The organism is Pseudomonas sp. LBUM1655 (assembly GCF_059716085.1).
This window is the reverse complement of the sequence record NZ_CP166801.1, coordinates 3503545-3518289: the sequence shown is the minus strand read 5'-3', so window position 1 is coordinate 3518289 and position 14745 is coordinate 3503545. Positions and strand designations below refer to the sequence as shown.

Below are 14745 nucleotides of genomic sequence, written 5' to 3'. Positions count from 1 at the left end.
GTCTTGAACATCTTTCGACTGACACCTGCCGAGCCTTCGGCCGCCGAGCGCTTGCAAAGCGAAGCCCGCGACTGGCTGATCCTGCTGACCTCGGGCCGCGCCACCGTCGCCGACGCCCGGGCGTTACGCCAGTGGTGCGCGCAGAGTCCTGAACACGCGAGCGCATTCGAAGAGACCAAAGCCCTGTGGCATTTGCTGCAACCGGCGGCAGAGGGTTTGCAGGCGCCGCGTGGGTTTGGGCGGAGGGCGTTTCTGGGTGGCGCGATTGCCGCGTCGGCGGCGTTCTTTTTGGTGCGTGGGACGATCCCCGGGGGCTTTGGCGGGTTGGGTGCCGATTTCATCACCGAGGTCGGGCAGCAGCGGCGTTTTGAACCGGTGGAGGGTGTGAGCCTTGAGCTGAATACGCAGACTCGGATCAATCAGCGCGCGGTCGATGACGGTGTGCAGGGTTTTGAGTTGGTCAGTGGTGAAGTTGAGGTGCAGACGGCGCGGTTGCCGCTAGCGATGCAGGCCGGGGGCGGGTGGTTGCGGGCGAGTCAGGCGCGGTTCAATTTGCGTAATACCGATCAGCAGGTCTGTGTGACTTGCCTTGATGGTGCGGTGGAAGTGGACGTTGAAGGGCGCCGTTTGCGTCTGGAGCCGGGGCAGCAGGTGACTTATGACGCGCGGCAGGTTGGCAGTGTGCAGAGTGTCGACACGGCGGCGGTGATGAATTGGCGGCAGCAGGTGTTGGTGTTTAACGGGGCGACCCTCAGCCAGATGATCGACGAGATCAACCGCTACCGCCCCGGCATGTTGCTGCTGCTCAATCGCGAGCTTGGGCAGCGGCGGGTGCAGGCGCGTTTCAGTCTTGATCAACTCGCGGGTGTCGCGTTGTTGATTCGGGATGCTTATGGGGTTAAGTGCACCGAGTTGCCGGGTGGTGTCGTCGTCCTTAGCTAGTGGGGCGGATGGTGTACATATCCGTTGCTGCGGTAACGGCTGCTTAGGGTTCCGCCCTGACGGCGGGTCACCTTTTCCAAACGCCGAAAAGGTAACCCAAAAGGCTTTACCCTGACGTACGGCCCTCGCCGTGGCTCGGGTTCCTTCGCTCCGGGATCGATCCGGGCGCATCGCCTCCGGTTTGCTGCGCTGCACCTCCTCTCGATGTGTTCGACTTCGTCGAACGGTCGCTACGCTCCCACCCCCGGATCAATCCCTCCACTCAGCCTTCCGACGGGCGTTTAGATCAAAAGCGGTACTCGAGCTAACGCTCATTGTTTTGAGTGGGGCGGCATGCGCCGCGTGCGGGGGCGTACTTGATACCTTGGGGGGCTGGCTTGCCAGCGATGGCGGCCTGCCAGCCACTCAACCTTTTGCTGATGTACCCGATCCAACTGTAGGAGTGAGCCTGCTCGCGATGACGACCTCACAGCCAACCAATCCTCAACTGATTTCACCCAATCCCTGTGGGAGCTGGCTTGCCAGCGATGACGGCCTGCCAGCCACCCAACCTCTAACTGACTGCATCCAATCCAACTGTAGGAGCCAGCCTGCTCGCGATGTCGGCCTAACAGCCAACCAATCCTCAACTGATTTCACCCAATCCCTGTGGGAGCTGGCTTGCCAGCGATGACGGCCAGCCAGCCAACCAATCCCCAACTGACTGCCCCCATTCCAATTGTGGGAGCGAGCCTGCTCGCGAAAGCGGTCTATCAGTAACAACAATGTTGACTGACCCACCACTTTCGCGAGCAAGCTCCCTCCCACATTTGATTAGCGGCCGGCCAATTATTGCAACGGCCCAATCACCTGCCGATATTTCTCCACCCCCTGCGGCGTCTGCCGAGTCAACCGAATCTCCAGCCCTTGCGGATCCTCCCGCCGATTACCACTCAACTGCCGCCAGCCCTTATCCGTTTCCCAAACCCGAATCTGTGCATCGCTCACTTCCTTCAGCACAGCGACTCCATTGGTCGGCGCCGGCAACGGATACCGACTCCGCGCCGCCGCCACCGCCCGATACAGCGTGTCGCCCTTGACCCACCACCGCACCCGCTGCAACGCCCCCGGCTGATCCGCCGCTGTGCGAATGATGTCCAAGCGAAAGCCCTTGCTGTCACTGCTGCGCACAGTAATCGCGGGCGGGGCGCTAGGCGGCTCATCGTCCACACCGACTTTCTTCGGCTCAGTCAATTCAATGCCCGCGCGCATGTCCACATCCCGCTGCAACTGATTCAACGCCCGCAACAGACTGTCACTCTGCTCACTGCTGGCCTGCAAATGGCTGTCAGCCCGAGTCACGCTGTCGAGCCCACGCCAGGCAATCAAACTCACCACCGCCATCAGCAGAATCGCGACCATCACCTCAATCAGGGTAAAACCTTGCTGGTCTTTCATTGCACGCTGATCCGGCCGGCGCCATCGCGCAACACGCTCAGCCGATTGAAACCATCAGACAACGTCAGTTGCAGCGGCGGGTTGATCCATTCGGCGTTGAGCACGACTTTCTGTTTCGGCTCCACGCGAACCTCCATCTTCGGGCTCTGCCATGGCCGTGGGCGCAATTGCGGGTCCTGGCTGAAATGCTCGAAACCTTTGCCGCTGTCACTACGCCGACTGAAGCGAAAACCCTTGGCATCACTGACCCAGACAATCGGTCGGCCATCCGCCCGCGCTTCGGCCTGCGCCACTTGCAGCAACTGCGCCACACGCTCGGCATCCTTGCGCAGCAACTGCAGCGGGTCGGGCTTGATGCTCAGGCTGATCGCCGCACTGGCGATACCGATGATCACCAGCACCACCATCAACTCGATCAGGGTAAAGCCCCGTTGCCTGTTCATCGATTGCGCGCTCCTTTGCGTTGACGATCATCCTGCACGGCCAACATGTAAGGCGTGTGAAATAAAACCGTGAGAATTGCCGCGTAGTCTGTGGGCAGGGACTAAAAGGAGATTCAGCCCATGATGTTCACCGCACGCTTTTCCCCACCGCAAATGGTCCAGGCCGTGGCACTGCTCGCCGCGCTGGTTGGCGTGGCGACATGGTCGTCGCTGCTGCTGACCACCGCCGAATCCCACACCCCGCCGGCAGCCCCGCAATTGCTCGCGGCACGCAGTGACAGCCCGGCGTTGCAGTGGTTTTCCAATCAAACGGCGCCGGTGGATATCAAGGTAAGTGGGGTGATGGCGGGGAGTCGGGGGGCGGTGGCGATACTGAGCCTGAACGATGGGCCGCCGCGTAGTTTTTTGCAGGGGGAGAAGGTTGGGCCTGGGGTGAAGCTGGTGGCGGTGGAGGGGGATGGGGTGGTGATTGAGCAGGGTGGGGAGAAGGTGAGGTTGGGGGTGGAGAGATTGGGGGAGGGGGTGGTGTTGCCTAGGTTGGTGAGGCCGTGAATTACAGGTTAATGAAGGTAGGCATTTTTGAGATTAAGTTGGAATGTTGCCTATATGCTTAAGTGTTCTGGTAAAAAAGTGAAGGGGATGCGCGAATGTTTTACATAAATAAATCTTTGATAATAAAGGGGTTTTGTGTTTTTCAAGATTCTGAAAATTTTTCCTCCATATTTTCTAGGAGCTTACAATCAGCCTTTTGACGACTACTCGTATACGTTGTGCGGTGCTATAGTGCCAGCATTGACAAGGAGGAGGTGTTAAATGGGTATCTTAATTCGCATTGCAGAGTGCCTGAATTTTAAGCATGAATGGGCTTAAAAAGCCGGCAGTGATATTCCAAACGCTTAAATCCGAATTTCGGCAGAGTACAGTTGTAGTGGTCAACCAATCCCGGACACGACGTTAAGTTCTTCCTCGGCCCGCGCTGGTGCCAACCCCTCGTTGAACTGGTGAGGCCGAATCCAGTTGTAGCGATGCATCAAAAAGTGGCTGATATCGCGCTGTGCTTCCTGCGCAGTTCGATAGCCCACGGTCGGTATCCATTCTGTTTTCAAGCTACGAAATACGCGCTCCATCGGTGCGTTATCCCAGCAGTTTCCTCGTCGACTCATGCTCTGACGCATGCGGTATCGCCACAACCGCTGGCGAAAGAGTCGGCTTGCATATTGCGATCCCTGGTCCGAGTGGAATAGCAGATCCGAAGGCCTGCCACGCTGCTCGTAAGCCATATCCAGCGCTTTGATCACCAACTCAGCGTCTGGCTTTTCCGACAGCGCCCAGCCCACGATCCGACGCGTACAAAGATCCAGGACGACAGCCAGGTAATGCCACTTTCCTTGTGCCCAAATGTAGGTGATATCGCCGCACCAGACTTGATTGGGCGCAGGCACGTCGAACTCGCGATTCAATGTGTTCGGGATATCCAGTCTTTCTACTGTTGCTCGTTTGTAGGCATGGGAGCCGGGTTGTTTGCTGACTAAATCAAGCTCGCGCATCAAGCTACGCACTTTGAATCGACCGAGTTGCTCACCGTCTTCACGCATCAGTGACAGGATGCTGCGACTGCCCGCAGAGCTGCGACTTTGCGAGAACAGCTCACTTACGCGACTACGCAATCGAAGCCGTTCGACATCCGGCGTGCGGCGCCGCAGGCGCTGGGCGTAGTAACACGAGCGAGTGACGTCAAACACCTTGCACAGCCAATCAACCGGCTCATGTGCCCTCAACTGGTCAATCAGCGCGAACGCTCGTGATCTTCCGACATCAAGAGCGCGGTAGCCTTTTTTAGTATTGATTTCTCTCGCTCAAGCCGAGCAATCCGGGCTTCCAGCTCCTGAATTTTTTGCTGTTCCGGAGTCAGTGCCTTGCTCTGCGGAGTGACGCCTTTATGTTCTTTCTGAATCTGGTCAACCCAGCGGCGCAATGCCGACTCACCAATGCCGAGCGAACGGCTGGCTTCGATGTAGCTGTAGTTTTGTTTGAGCACAAGGTCAGCAGCCTCGCGCTTGAATTCAGGAGTAAAGGAGCGGCGTTGTTTAGTCATCTGACACCTCGATCTGGCGAGCATTCTCGCCTAAATGGGTGTCCGGTTTCATTAGACCACTACACTACCAACCTTCGTATGGCCACCACCCCTTCGTTTGGTAGCGAAAGATGATGGCTCCTTTTCTATGATTTGGAGATTCACTCATGATCAAACCAACACCCAACCCGCCCGAAACCGACTCGGTTTCCCCTTACGAATCCCTCGACTCAAAAAAACTCCACGAAGCCGCCGACCGCGCGCTCGACCATTACCTCTGTCCGCCTGGTTCCACGCCGCCTCCACGTAAAAACCGTGGGATGTATGCGGTGACGGCGGACCACAAGAATGAAGAACTGCTGATCGATGCCAGTGAAACACTCTCTTCGGCGCAAACCATTGCCCAGAACGTCGCCAGTTTGTTGCCGGCGTCGCAGCGTCGGGCGTTGTTGGGGATTGCGCAGTTGATCATGCTGGGGGAGCTGGCGGTGAATCGGGCGTTGGATAATCTGCAATTGCCGGCGTGATGCGGAGTAGGGCTGGCAGCGATGGCACATGCGCTGTTTCTGCTGCCTGATACTCCGCTATCGCCAGCAGGCTGGCTCCCACAGGGTTTTGTGTTGGTCACGGGCATCGTGTTCGGCGCTGAAACCTGTGGGGGCTGGTGAGCTACTGTCCTGCGCCTTTTTCGTGTGGTTATTGAGACGCCTCGGGACATTCACGGGTACATTGCGTAACCGTCATGTCATTCAACTGCTCTCCAATGGCATCGACGCGCGGGCAAGCCTTTTTCTTCGAGTAGTAGAATGGCGGCGAAGTTGTGGAGCATTTCTGTCACTGGGCTAAGCGATTCGCTTGCGTTGCCCAGCAGGGAGTCGCTGTCGTAGGTTGTGTTGGCCAAGAACCCACTGCTATCCGGGTAGTATTTGTGTCCAAGCCTTGTCGCTCAGCACGTAATAACGCCACCCCCCGATTTCCCTGACACCAACGACAAATGCCCCAAAGGGCTTTTTGTTAAGCGCTTCGCGCGCATGGACATAACAAGTTTCCTCGAATTTATCTTTGATCGCCTCAATCGTAAGGTCTTCCACTAACGCTGTGTCTACCTTTCCTTTAATCAGTTCCCCTAGTTTAACTGTCGCGCGTTGAACTCTCGTGGGTGCATACGGAGTTGCAATATTCGATAAAACGTCCTCGACCTCTCGAGCAATGGCTAACGCATCTGTCCCGGCTTTCAACTTTCCAATTAACAGCGTAGGAACTGTACGTAATGCATGCCCCTTCAAGAGGACACCGTAGGCATCGGTGTGCGTCTGCGCATAGAAAATGGAACTCGGGCTTTCTGTTATGGACACGCTTCTGGCGCGTGTTCCCGACGGGAGGGAGATAGCCTCCCTTGCAGCAGCGTTCCGTGTGGACGTAGAGGGAGGGGTGCTGCCAGTGTCAGACGAGGCTCTGGCGTCCCATGCAACATGCATCACGTGGTCCTCTGTGAGCGTGAAACGACACCCACTCAGTTCGACCGTCATGAAAAAATCATGATCGTTTTCGTACACTGAACGCTCGACCCATTTAGTTGACAAGGCTTTATAGTTGAGCAGAAACACCCGCTGCGCTGTTGGGCCGGTAACACCAGAGGGGCCGGTGGCCAGGACATCCAGTTGCCATTGGCCTGTAGTCTGTCCCGTGGCACCAATATGCAAGGTGGTGCCCATTCCGTAAGCCACATTGCCCCTTTTCAAAGTATCGTCACACGCTATGACTTTGATCGCGCCCCGTGTGTCGCTGCTCTTGAGAAGATCCCAGAAGTTACGACCTTCTCGGGCCTCTTTCTCTTCATGCGCGCTATTTTGTGAATCGAATCCGAAGAGCGAGAAAGATGCAAAGTTGTCATCATCGGAATCGCCAGATTGAGTCTTGGGAGGAGTCTTGGGACGCACAAAAATATCTCCAGACAAAGTGATCACGGATGACTATAGACGGTAGATACGGAAATGGGCGTCCTTCTGCTGTGAGCAAACTTTAAGTCGGTTTGCTACGAAGCCCTTAAGGAAATACTGCAAGGACCGGTTGGGAGTCGATGCGGATCTACTTGCGAAGTCGTGGCGCAATGAGGCATCGATAAACACCAACGTTTAAAAAGACATCTCCAAACACTCTCTCAGGCTACATATCCTTGCGCCTTTGCCTACAGCTACGCCAGAATCCGCCGGCTTGTGCGCCTTGGGGGCGGGTTCTATTGTGGTTCGGTCGCTGACGAATCAGCGATCGGGTTTGGTAGCCCGGTTTTGACTTGGCGCAGAGCGTCACCCGATACAGGCCTTTTTGGGGCTGTGTATTTATGGTGGCCATGCGCAGGGCGTCTTCGGGCGCGCCGGTTTTCCAAGTCACCGGTCTACCAACCTTCGTATGGCCACCACCCCTTCGTTTGGTAGCGAAAGATGATGGCTCCTTTTCTATGATTTGGAGATTCACTCATGATCAAACCAACACCCAACCCACCCGAAACCGACGCGGTTTCTCCCTACGAATCCCTCGATTCCAAAAAACTCCACGAAGCCGCCGATCGCGCGCTCGACCATTACCTCTGTCCGCCCGGTTCCACGCCGCCTCCACGTAAAACCCGTGGGATGTATGCGGTGACGGCGGACCACAAGAATGAAGAACTGCTGATCGATGCCAGTGAAACACTCGCTTCGGCGCAAACCATCGCCCAGAACGTGGCCAGCCTGTTGCCGGCATCGCAGCGTCGGGCGTTGTTGGGCATTGCGCAGTTGATCATGCTGGGGGAACTTGCGGTGAATCGGGCATTGGATAATCTGCAATTGCCGGGGTGATGCGGGTGCGGGGATCACCTGGTGATTGATCGGGTGTTCATTCTGGCGCCTTCGCGAGCAGGCTCGCTCCCACCTTTGAGCGTGTTCCAAGGTGGGAGTGCGCTGGCTCTTCAGCCGCGATAAGTTTCGCGACGATGTACGCCTATCTGTGCCCGCGAATGGCGGGCTGCTTTCTTTGCGTCAGTCGACTGCCAGGTTGTCCCGAGCCCACTGTTCAGCCGTGGTGACCTGAATCGATTGCTGTTCGTTGAAAGTCCCCGCTTTAGGCCACGCCACACCTCTGCCTTGTGCAAATACGGCGCGGTATTTTTTGATGTGGTGAGTGGGGTCTTTTTCCAGTTCCTGCATCAGGTACGGGACCGTCCAGACGTTACGCTTGAACGGCCGCCCCAGCACGCGTTCAAGCAGGCTCGCCACCTGCCCATACGTCACCGTGTCGCCAGACAGGTACACGATCTCGTTTCGAAAGCGCGGTTCGTAGAAAACGATGTCCGCTGTCAGCTTACCGATGTCCTCCGGCGTCGTGAGCGTCACGCTGGTTTCGAGGCTACCCAAGGCGTTGACGGTGTCGTTCTCAAAATCGACGACTTCAAATACCGGCTCGAACAGAAAACTGGTGAACATGCCGGTCGAGATGATCACCCACTCGGTTTTATCCTGGGCGCGGAGCAACTCGCGCACGTCGAGTTGCGCATCGAACAAATCCTGCGGGCTGCCCCGGCCAATCACTTCGAAATCGACGCCAAACTGCCAAGGGAAATAGCGCTTCACGCCGGACCTGAGCGCTGCTGTCGCCAGTTTCATCGGCGTTTCACGGCCCGCGACCATGCCTGCGCAGCCTATGACGGTATCGAATGCCGCGAACACTTCGGCCAGTTGATCGATGGAGTCGTTGACCAGGTCTGCAGCGACCATCTGGATGCCCAGACCGCGCAGTTCATCGATTTCCCGCTTTTTCTCAGGGGCTTGCGTGTTGATGGTCGAATCCCTGAGCAGGACGCTGATGGTGCTGCCGGGCGAGCGCTTGGCTACCCGCGCAAGATTGCGCAGCACCGGCAGGCCGAGTTCTCCGGCGCCGAGTACGAGAATGGATTGTGGGGAAGGGTGGGTCGCTGCGGTCATGATGTCTCCTGAGATCCGTCGTCTGTATGATTTGTCGATGCTGGCACGATTGGGCAGCGCTCAGAAGAAGGCACACGCGTGATACCAGGGGGACACATGACCGATGAGGAAACCCTTAGCCAGGCAGAAGCGATCTGCCAGACGCTAAGACGAGACGATGATGGCGTGCGGCGCGAAGTCCTGGCTCACGCCGGTAGCCGCTGGTCACTGGGTATCCTGCATGCCCTGGGTGTGTACGGGACGATGCGCCATGCCGAGATCAAACGGCAAATGACCGGCGTGACTCAGCGCATGTTGACCAAGACGCTGCGTGCGCTGGAACGCGATGGTTTGCTGATACGGCGAGAGTTGGATCAAGTGCCGCCCCATGTTGAGTACGAGCTGACGCCGTTGGGTATGGGGTTGTTGGTCCGTATGTCGCCGATTTGGACGTGGGTTGTGGAGCACGTCGATGATTTTCGCGAGGCGCGTCGTGCGTTTGATAGTCAGAGTGGGAAAAAGCCTTCGTGGCAGGTTCCGGTGGTGGGGCTGGTTGATGCGGATGCGGCCGACGAGCGGTGGCGATCATGAGCTTGATCCAGTCTGCGCGGCTGAAGGGTCATTCCGTACGCGTATCTGAAGGAAGTTCTCACGCGCCTGCCGACGCAGCGGGCGAATGAGATTACCGAACTACTGCCGCACAGGTGGATGCCCATCTAGCGGTGCAATCTCTGACGGGGCACCGCAACAAGATCTGCCTAGTCGCCCAAATTAACGGCATTACTGTTAGTCCGGACATAATAATTATCGAATTCACCGCTTTCGACGAATACGAAGCCATGGCGAGTGTAAAAACGATTGGAAGCGCTTTCCTTGAGAGCACCCACCTTGATGGGACGCCCGATCTCATCAGCCTCTCTGAAAATCCGAGTAAGCACTTCAGAGCCGATTCCTGCTCCTTGAGCACTGGGTATCACATACAAGTGGTCAAGCAGAAGCTCGCTCTGATGGTCTTTGATTACGACAAAACCGACCAGATCACCTGATACTTCTATGCGGCGTGTGCAGTTAGCGTCGAACCCACCAAGAAATCGTTCGCGCGCACGATCTGGATTAAATCGTCCAAGCCGTTCAAGGCTCTCGCGCATGGCCTCAATCCTGATAGCTACCAGATCTTCCAGGTCGTTATTGGAAGCTGCGCATAAAACGACAGCGGAGTTTTGATCAACGGAGGCTGGCATAACAAGCACCCTAAACGTGGCCGGTCAGTCATTATGCAGAGAACAGAATCCGCATAACCACTACTGCCTCGGTTCAATGGAGGCGATGGCTCCATATCAGCTTCAGGGGGATGTGTTCGCCGGACGCTTACGTCTGTTGGGGCAAGGGGACGGACGTAATGAGGATTCCGATAAACACCAACGTTTAAAAAAACATCTCCAGACACTCTCCTAGGCTACATATCCTTGCGCCTTTGCCTACAGCTACGCCAGAATCCGCCGGCTTGTGCGCCTTGGGGGCGGGTTCTATTGTGGTTCGGTCGCTGACGAATCAGCGATCGGGTTTCGCAGCCCGGATCAATCAAGGCGCACAGCGCTCCCAATCTCGTTGCCATTTTCGGCAATGGTGCTTTATGGCGGCTGTGCGCGGGATACCTTCGGGTATGCCGGGTGCCTTGATTCCCGGTCTGCGAACCTGCGTACAGCTGCCACCTCTCTTCGTTTCGCAGCGAAATGTGGCGGCTCCAATAATCAAGGAGCTTCACCATGATCAAACCAACACCCAACCCGCCCGAAGCCGACTCGGTTTCCCCTTACGAATCCCTCGATTCCAGAAAACTCCACGAAGCCGCCGACCGCGCGCTCGACCATTACCTCTGTCCGCCCGGTTCCACGCCGCCGCCACGTAAAAGCCGTGGGATGTACGCGGTGACGGCGGACCACAAGAATGAAGAACTGCTGATCGATGCCAGTGAAACACTCGCTTCGGCCCAAACCATCGCCCAGAACGTGGCCAGTCTGTTACCGGCGTCGCAGCGTCGGGCGTTGTTGGGGATTGCGCAGTTGATCATGCTGGGGGAGTTGGCGGTGAATCGGGCGTTGGATAATCTGCAATTGCCGGGGTGATGCGGGTGCCGGGATCACCTGCTGATTGATCGGGTGTTCATTCTGGCGCGCCTTCGCGAGCAGGCTCGCTCCCACAGGGTTTTGTGCTGATTGCAGATGCTGTGTACGACGCTGAAACCTTTGGGAGCAGTTGATTATTACCGTGCCGTCTTCGTGTGGTTATTGAGACGGCTCAGGACATTCACGGATCCATCGCGTCACCGTCATGTCATTGAATTGCTCACCGATGGTATCGACGCGTAGGCAAGTTCCTTTCTTCGTGTAGTACAAGATGCAGCGCAAGCTATCAAACGAGCAGGTATCCACTTCGAAGAACTTGTGTGCAGCCAGCTCCCGCTCCACGCCACTGTATTCATAGCCGTCGGTGGTATGCATCCGCGTCGGCTTCCATCCTTGTTTGACTAGCTTGGACTTGGCCGCCACCAAACGCTCACCGATGACGATGCCTGCTGGGCCGCGCTTGTCGTTTGGCGCCTGTGAGCCCTTGGCAAACGCGGCGCTGATACCCATGCAATAAAGTGCGACAAGTACGAGGGTAGAAGCCTTCATTTGACAGTTCCTCCAGCCGGGGCTGTCTACCTTGTTGCTGCTTTCGGCATCGCGCTTGGAAAAATTGGCGGCGGATCTATTTGAGGAGGGAGGTGATCGACCATCACCCTCACGGGTGATGGGTTCGATGCATCGTGCGGATTAGATATTCGGGGTGTAAGAGAAACCTTGCGAAGCTTCGGTATCGGAGAACGGCGTTACACGAGTTTTCTTGTTGATCAGGCCATTGACGACCGAGCCGGGGAACATCTCGATAGTGTTGTTGAACAGTTCGACGTTGCGGTTGTAGATGGTGATGGCTGCGCCGACGTTCTCTTGTTGTTCGGCAATTTCACGCATCATGTTGTTCGCCGCTTCTGATGCTTTCAGGTCAGGGTATGCCTCGAAAGCGATGCGCAGGCCACCCATCAGCTCTCTCGAGGCGGTTTCAACTTTGGTGAGGGCATTGCCGTCCGCTGCAGCGGGCAGGGCGTGGACCGCGCTGCGCAGGCCGGTGATTTTTTCGAGGAGGCTAGCCTCAAAGACCATGAAGTCGGCGAGTACCTTTTGAAGCTGATCGATCACCTTGGTCTTTTGGCGTTCGTAAACGAGGACGTCCGACCAGGCACGTTGTACTGCGTTGTGTCCCCCGATAATGTCGTTGTAGATGCCCACGCCCACCAAGATGATGACGACGGCGATAACAGCGGAGAGGATGAGTGCAATGTCCATGGCTTACTTCTCTTTGCGTTTTTTTGGGGGAGTGGCGGTAAAAGTAAAGTTGTCATCGTGCAGTTCAGTGAGTGCATGGCTCCATTGGAGCGCAGACATCAGGCGCGGCAGATCGACACCTGCATCAATCTCTGCGTAAAACTCGTTGGGTGATGCCAGCGAATACTCATTACCGAACGCGAACAGGTCGCTGCTCGCGAAGCTGAGGCAGAGCTTTCCATTTTCGGAGAACTCCAGGTTCGGACGATCGAGGATGTCGAACAGCTTCAGCAAGTGCAGCACCGTCGATGGTTTGATGAATTTCGCACAGAGTATCTCGCTGCGACCTGTCAAACAGAACGCTTTATTGAAATCCGGAGAAGCCGTGTCCATGGGCCACGGATAGTCGTTCTCTGATTGGTCATCGGATCTAACCGATATCCCGGTGACCCATGGAAAGTCGATGACCAGACTGTATCGGTCGTAGTGGTCATAAACCACTCGAGTCTCCGTTCGGGTTTTTCCCTTTTCGTCGGTAACAGTGGTTTGCACTGTTCGCCTGTTAACGTAGTGCAACTGGCGATAGTGGTAAGGGAGGTTGCGCAGCGTGCCGGTAAATTCACCCTGTATCGACTCGACCAACTCGCGGCTGTAGTTGCCCCGGCTGTAATCACTAAATTGCGCATTCAGCTTGTCGAGGGTCCGGTCCGAGTCTTCTTCGAGGAAAGTCAATCCGTTGTGGAAGTAGGATGACAGTTCAGCAATTCTGCGGCTGAGTGAAGGCAAGCGATCAGCTTTGGAGCTCATCCATGCCAGACTCCCACCGGTAAACGCGATGCCAAGCAAACCAGGGACCATGCCGAACAAGACGGGATCAATTTGCAGACGGTAAAAAAAAGATAAGACGGTATAGGTGTTCATGTACCCATAAAAGGCCACTGTGCTCGCAATCAGTAACAGGCCCGTGCCGAAAAACCACCATGCGCATTTGTTATTGAATTTGAGCGGGCCATTGTATGAAGCGAACTCATGGATCACGTTCAATAGGTCGGCTTTGGATTCAGCGCTGTCAATACTGGCTTCGTTCACAGCCAGCAACTCATTGAATCTCGCGTTCTGCGATGTGTTGGTCATGTCAGGTATCCATTGATTCAGGGATGCCTGGTGCGGGAGCAACGGCCCGGATTGAGGGTTTGGCTCTGTTCATAATCTGTCAGAAATTTGAAAAAGGAGGGGACGATAGCATTGTCATGGCAATGATGGCTTCTGGCCTGTCTCCGATTCTGGAAATGATTCTTTCGGGATGGGGGGCAGAAGCTACCCTCACCCCAACCCTCTCCCGGAGGGAGAGGGGGCCGACCGAGGTGTCTTGCGGGGTACATCGACCTGGAAGACCTTGGTGATTATGGCTTTGGTGAAGGGCCTTCGATTTGGCTTTGTGAACTTGGCAATTGTCGATTCAAAGAGAGACGTTCAGGTCGGTGCAGCTCTCGAATATCCCCGAATCGGTTCCCTCTAACTATGGGCGGTCCGACGTTTCGGGAGGGCTAGGGTGAGGGGCTTTCCGTTCGGGACAGCAACGTCTCAAGCCTGGCCAACGGCGGCGCATCCTGACTACGGTCAAACACCTGCACGCCAACCTTGAGCAACCGCCCATTCTCCACCGTTGCGATCACTTGCTCGCAGCGCAGCAATAGTCTCCCCTGATCACACTCCACCGCTTTCATCCCCATCGGCAATCGTCCCTCCAGCCGCAACTCCGCCATACGGCTTTGCCCCGCAATCAGGGCAATCGACCGATCCCGCAACACCCCATTGCTCTGCGTCATCAACCCCGCCACGCGCACAGCCGCTGACATCGCCACGGCAATAATCGCCAGTGCCACCAGCACTTCAATCAGGGTGAGACCCGCTTCTTGCGAACGCGCACGCATAAATGGCCCAAAACCAAAGCACAGCCCTCGACGCTAACCCCCGTCCTTGACGGCTTGACGACGAAAACTCCCGAGGATTTTCAACATCCCTGACATATCTTCTTGCAACACTGCGCGTCGAATCGAATCAAGCCAAAGGAATGTCGAGATGGATATCGCACCGTGCAAACCGCCTGAGCAGTCTCCGCGCAAGCCCCGTGGGCAGCAGGGTTTTACCCTGATCGAGATCATGGTGGTGGTGGTGATTTTGGGGATTCTGGCGGCGATGGTGGTGCCCAAGGTGCTCGACCGTCCGGATCAGGCGCGGGCGACGGCGGCGAAGCAGGACATTGGCGGTTTGATGCAGGCCTTGAAGCTGTATCGCCTCGACCATGGCACTTACCCGAGCATGAATCAGGGTTTGAAAGTGCTGGTGGAGCGGCCGGCGGATGCGAAGAACAGCAACTGGCGTTCGTACCTGGAGCGCTTGCCGAATGATCCGTGGGGCCGTCCTTATCAGTACCTCAACCCGGGCGCCAACGGCGAGATCGACATTTTCTCGCTCGGTGCCGACGGTCAGCCGGACGGCGACGGCGTGAATGCCGATATCGGTTCCTGGCAGCTGTAAGGCCG

17 protein-coding genes and 1 pseudogene are annotated in these 14745 nt (G+C 56.5%); 8 read left to right on the top strand and 10 right to left on the bottom strand.

The genetic code is table 11. The features are described 5' to 3' along the window. The first annotated feature begins 3 nt into the window (after positions 1-3). Positions 4-942: a FecR family protein gene (locus tag ACA074_RS15620; RefSeq protein WP_489879424.1), complete on the top strand. Its 939-nt coding sequence runs from the start codon at positions 4-6 to the stop codon at positions 940-942. An 828-nt stretch (positions 943-1770) separates the two neighbouring features. On the opposite strand, the gene ACA074_RS15615 is transcribed toward ACA074_RS15620, so the two are convergent. Further along, complete coding sequence (locus ACA074_RS15615) at positions 1771-2379, bottom strand: type II secretion system protein GspJ (RefSeq protein ID WP_497677318.1); 609 nt, start codon at positions 2377-2379, stop codon at positions 1771-1773. Then, complete coding sequence (gene gspH / locus ACA074_RS15610) at positions 2376-2822, bottom strand: type II secretion system minor pseudopilin GspH (RefSeq protein WP_187678592.1); 447 nt, start codon at positions 2820-2822, stop codon at positions 2376-2378. The genes ACA074_RS15615 and gspH overlap by 4 nt, the downstream gene beginning before the upstream one ends. Before the next feature lie 120 nt (positions 2823-2942). On the opposite strand from gspH, the gene ACA074_RS15605 reads away from it, so the two are divergent. Further along, a complete protein-coding gene (locus tag ACA074_RS15605; RefSeq protein ID WP_497677317.1) occupies positions 2943-3374 on the top strand; it encodes a type II secretion system protein N in 432 nt (143 codons plus the stop codon). Between the two features lie 380 nt (positions 3375-3754). Here ACA074_RS15605 and ACA074_RS15600 read toward each other — a convergent pair. After that, positions 3755-4917, bottom strand: a protein-coding gene (locus tag ACA074_RS15600) for an IS3 family transposase (RefSeq protein WP_497677316.1) whose coding sequence is annotated in 2 segments (ribosomal slippage) — positions 3755-4662 and positions 4662-4917 — 1164 coding nt in all. Because the reading frame shifts where the segments join, the coding sequence is not laid out codon by codon here. Between the two features lie 146 nt (positions 4918-5063). Between ACA074_RS15600 and ACA074_RS15595 the strand changes: the two genes are divergently transcribed. Further along, entirely contained in the window at positions 5064-5423 is a 360-nt protein-coding gene (locus ACA074_RS15595) for a DUF6124 family protein (protein ID WP_497677315.1), read from the top strand. A gap of 384 nt (positions 5424-5807) precedes the next feature. Here the strand turns inward: ACA074_RS15595 and ACA074_RS15590 are convergent, their stop codons facing one another. Further along, the gene (locus tag ACA074_RS15590; RefSeq protein ID WP_497677314.1) at positions 5808-6836 is read right to left on the bottom strand and encodes a hypothetical protein; all 1029 of its coding nucleotides are present in this window, start codon (positions 6834-6836) and stop codon (positions 5808-5810) included. Between the two features lie 537 nt (positions 6837-7373). Here ACA074_RS15590 and ACA074_RS15585 point away from each other — a divergent pair. After that, positions 7374-7733 carry a DUF6124 family protein gene (locus ACA074_RS15585; protein ID WP_497677313.1) on the top strand — a complete coding sequence of 120 codons (360 nt, stop codon included), beginning with the start codon at positions 7374-7376 and terminating at the stop codon, positions 7731-7733. Between the two features lie 180 nt (positions 7734-7913). On the opposite strand, the gene ACA074_RS15580 is transcribed toward ACA074_RS15585, so the two are convergent. Then, the gene (locus ACA074_RS15580; RefSeq protein WP_497677312.1) at positions 7914-8855 is read right to left on the bottom strand and encodes an aromatic alcohol reductase; all 942 of its coding nucleotides are present in this window, start codon (positions 8853-8855) and stop codon (positions 7914-7916) included. A 96-nt stretch (positions 8856-8951) separates the two neighbouring features. Between ACA074_RS15580 and ACA074_RS15575 the strand changes: the two genes are divergently transcribed. Together ACA074_RS15575 and ACA074_RS15570 are read left to right on the top strand one after the other, a co-directional pair. Beyond that, complete coding sequence (locus ACA074_RS15575) at positions 8952-9425, top strand: winged helix-turn-helix transcriptional regulator (RefSeq protein ID WP_497677311.1); 474 nt, start codon at positions 8952-8954, stop codon at positions 9423-9425. Beyond that, positions 9401-9554: pseudogene (locus ACA074_RS15570) on the top strand (transposase domain-containing protein); the annotation flags it as partial. The gene ACA074_RS15575 and the pseudogene ACA074_RS15570, both read left to right, overlap by 25 nt. Before the next feature lie 38 nt (positions 9555-9592). Here the strand turns inward: ACA074_RS15570 and ACA074_RS15565 are convergent. Beyond that, positions 9593-10075: a GNAT family N-acetyltransferase gene (locus tag ACA074_RS15565; RefSeq protein ID WP_497677310.1), complete on the bottom strand. Its 483-nt coding sequence runs from the start codon at positions 10073-10075 to the stop codon at positions 9593-9595. A 525-nt stretch (positions 10076-10600) separates the two neighbouring features. Between ACA074_RS15565 and ACA074_RS15560 the strand changes: the two genes are divergently transcribed. Beyond that, a complete protein-coding gene (locus ACA074_RS15560) occupies positions 10601-10960 on the top strand; it encodes a DUF6124 family protein (protein WP_497677309.1) in 360 nt (119 codons plus the stop codon). Between the two features lie 159 nt (positions 10961-11119). On the opposite strand, the gene ACA074_RS15555 is transcribed toward ACA074_RS15560, so the two are convergent. The 4 genes from ACA074_RS15555 to gspI all read right to left on the bottom strand — a co-directional run bounded on the left by ACA074_RS15555 (position 11120) and on the right by gspI (position 14133). Beyond that, on the bottom strand, positions 11120-11509 hold the full coding sequence (locus ACA074_RS15555; protein WP_497677308.1) for a hypothetical protein: 390 nt from the start codon (positions 11507-11509) through the stop codon (positions 11120-11122). 141 nt (positions 11510-11650) lie between these two features. After that, positions 11651-12220: a LemA family protein gene (locus ACA074_RS15550; protein WP_401266897.1), complete on the bottom strand. Its 570-nt coding sequence runs from the start codon at positions 12218-12220 to the stop codon at positions 11651-11653. A gap of 3 nt (positions 12221-12223) precedes the next feature. Continuing rightward, positions 12224-13333, bottom strand: coding sequence for a hypothetical protein (locus tag ACA074_RS15545; RefSeq protein WP_497614285.1), 1110 nt, complete (start codon positions 13331-13333; stop codon positions 12224-12226). Positions 13334-13746: 413 nt separating this feature from the next. After that, the gene (gene gspI / locus ACA074_RS15540) at positions 13747-14133 is read right to left on the bottom strand and encodes a type II secretion system minor pseudopilin GspI (RefSeq protein ID WP_497677307.1); all 387 of its coding nucleotides are present in this window, start codon (positions 14131-14133) and stop codon (positions 13747-13749) included. A gap of 148 nt (positions 14134-14281) precedes the next feature. Between gspI and gspG the strand changes: the two genes are divergently transcribed. Further along, positions 14282-14740, top strand: coding sequence for a type II secretion system major pseudopilin GspG (gene gspG, locus ACA074_RS15535; protein ID WP_187678581.1), 459 nt, complete (start codon positions 14282-14284; stop codon positions 14738-14740). Positions 14741-14745 lie beyond the last annotated feature (5 nt).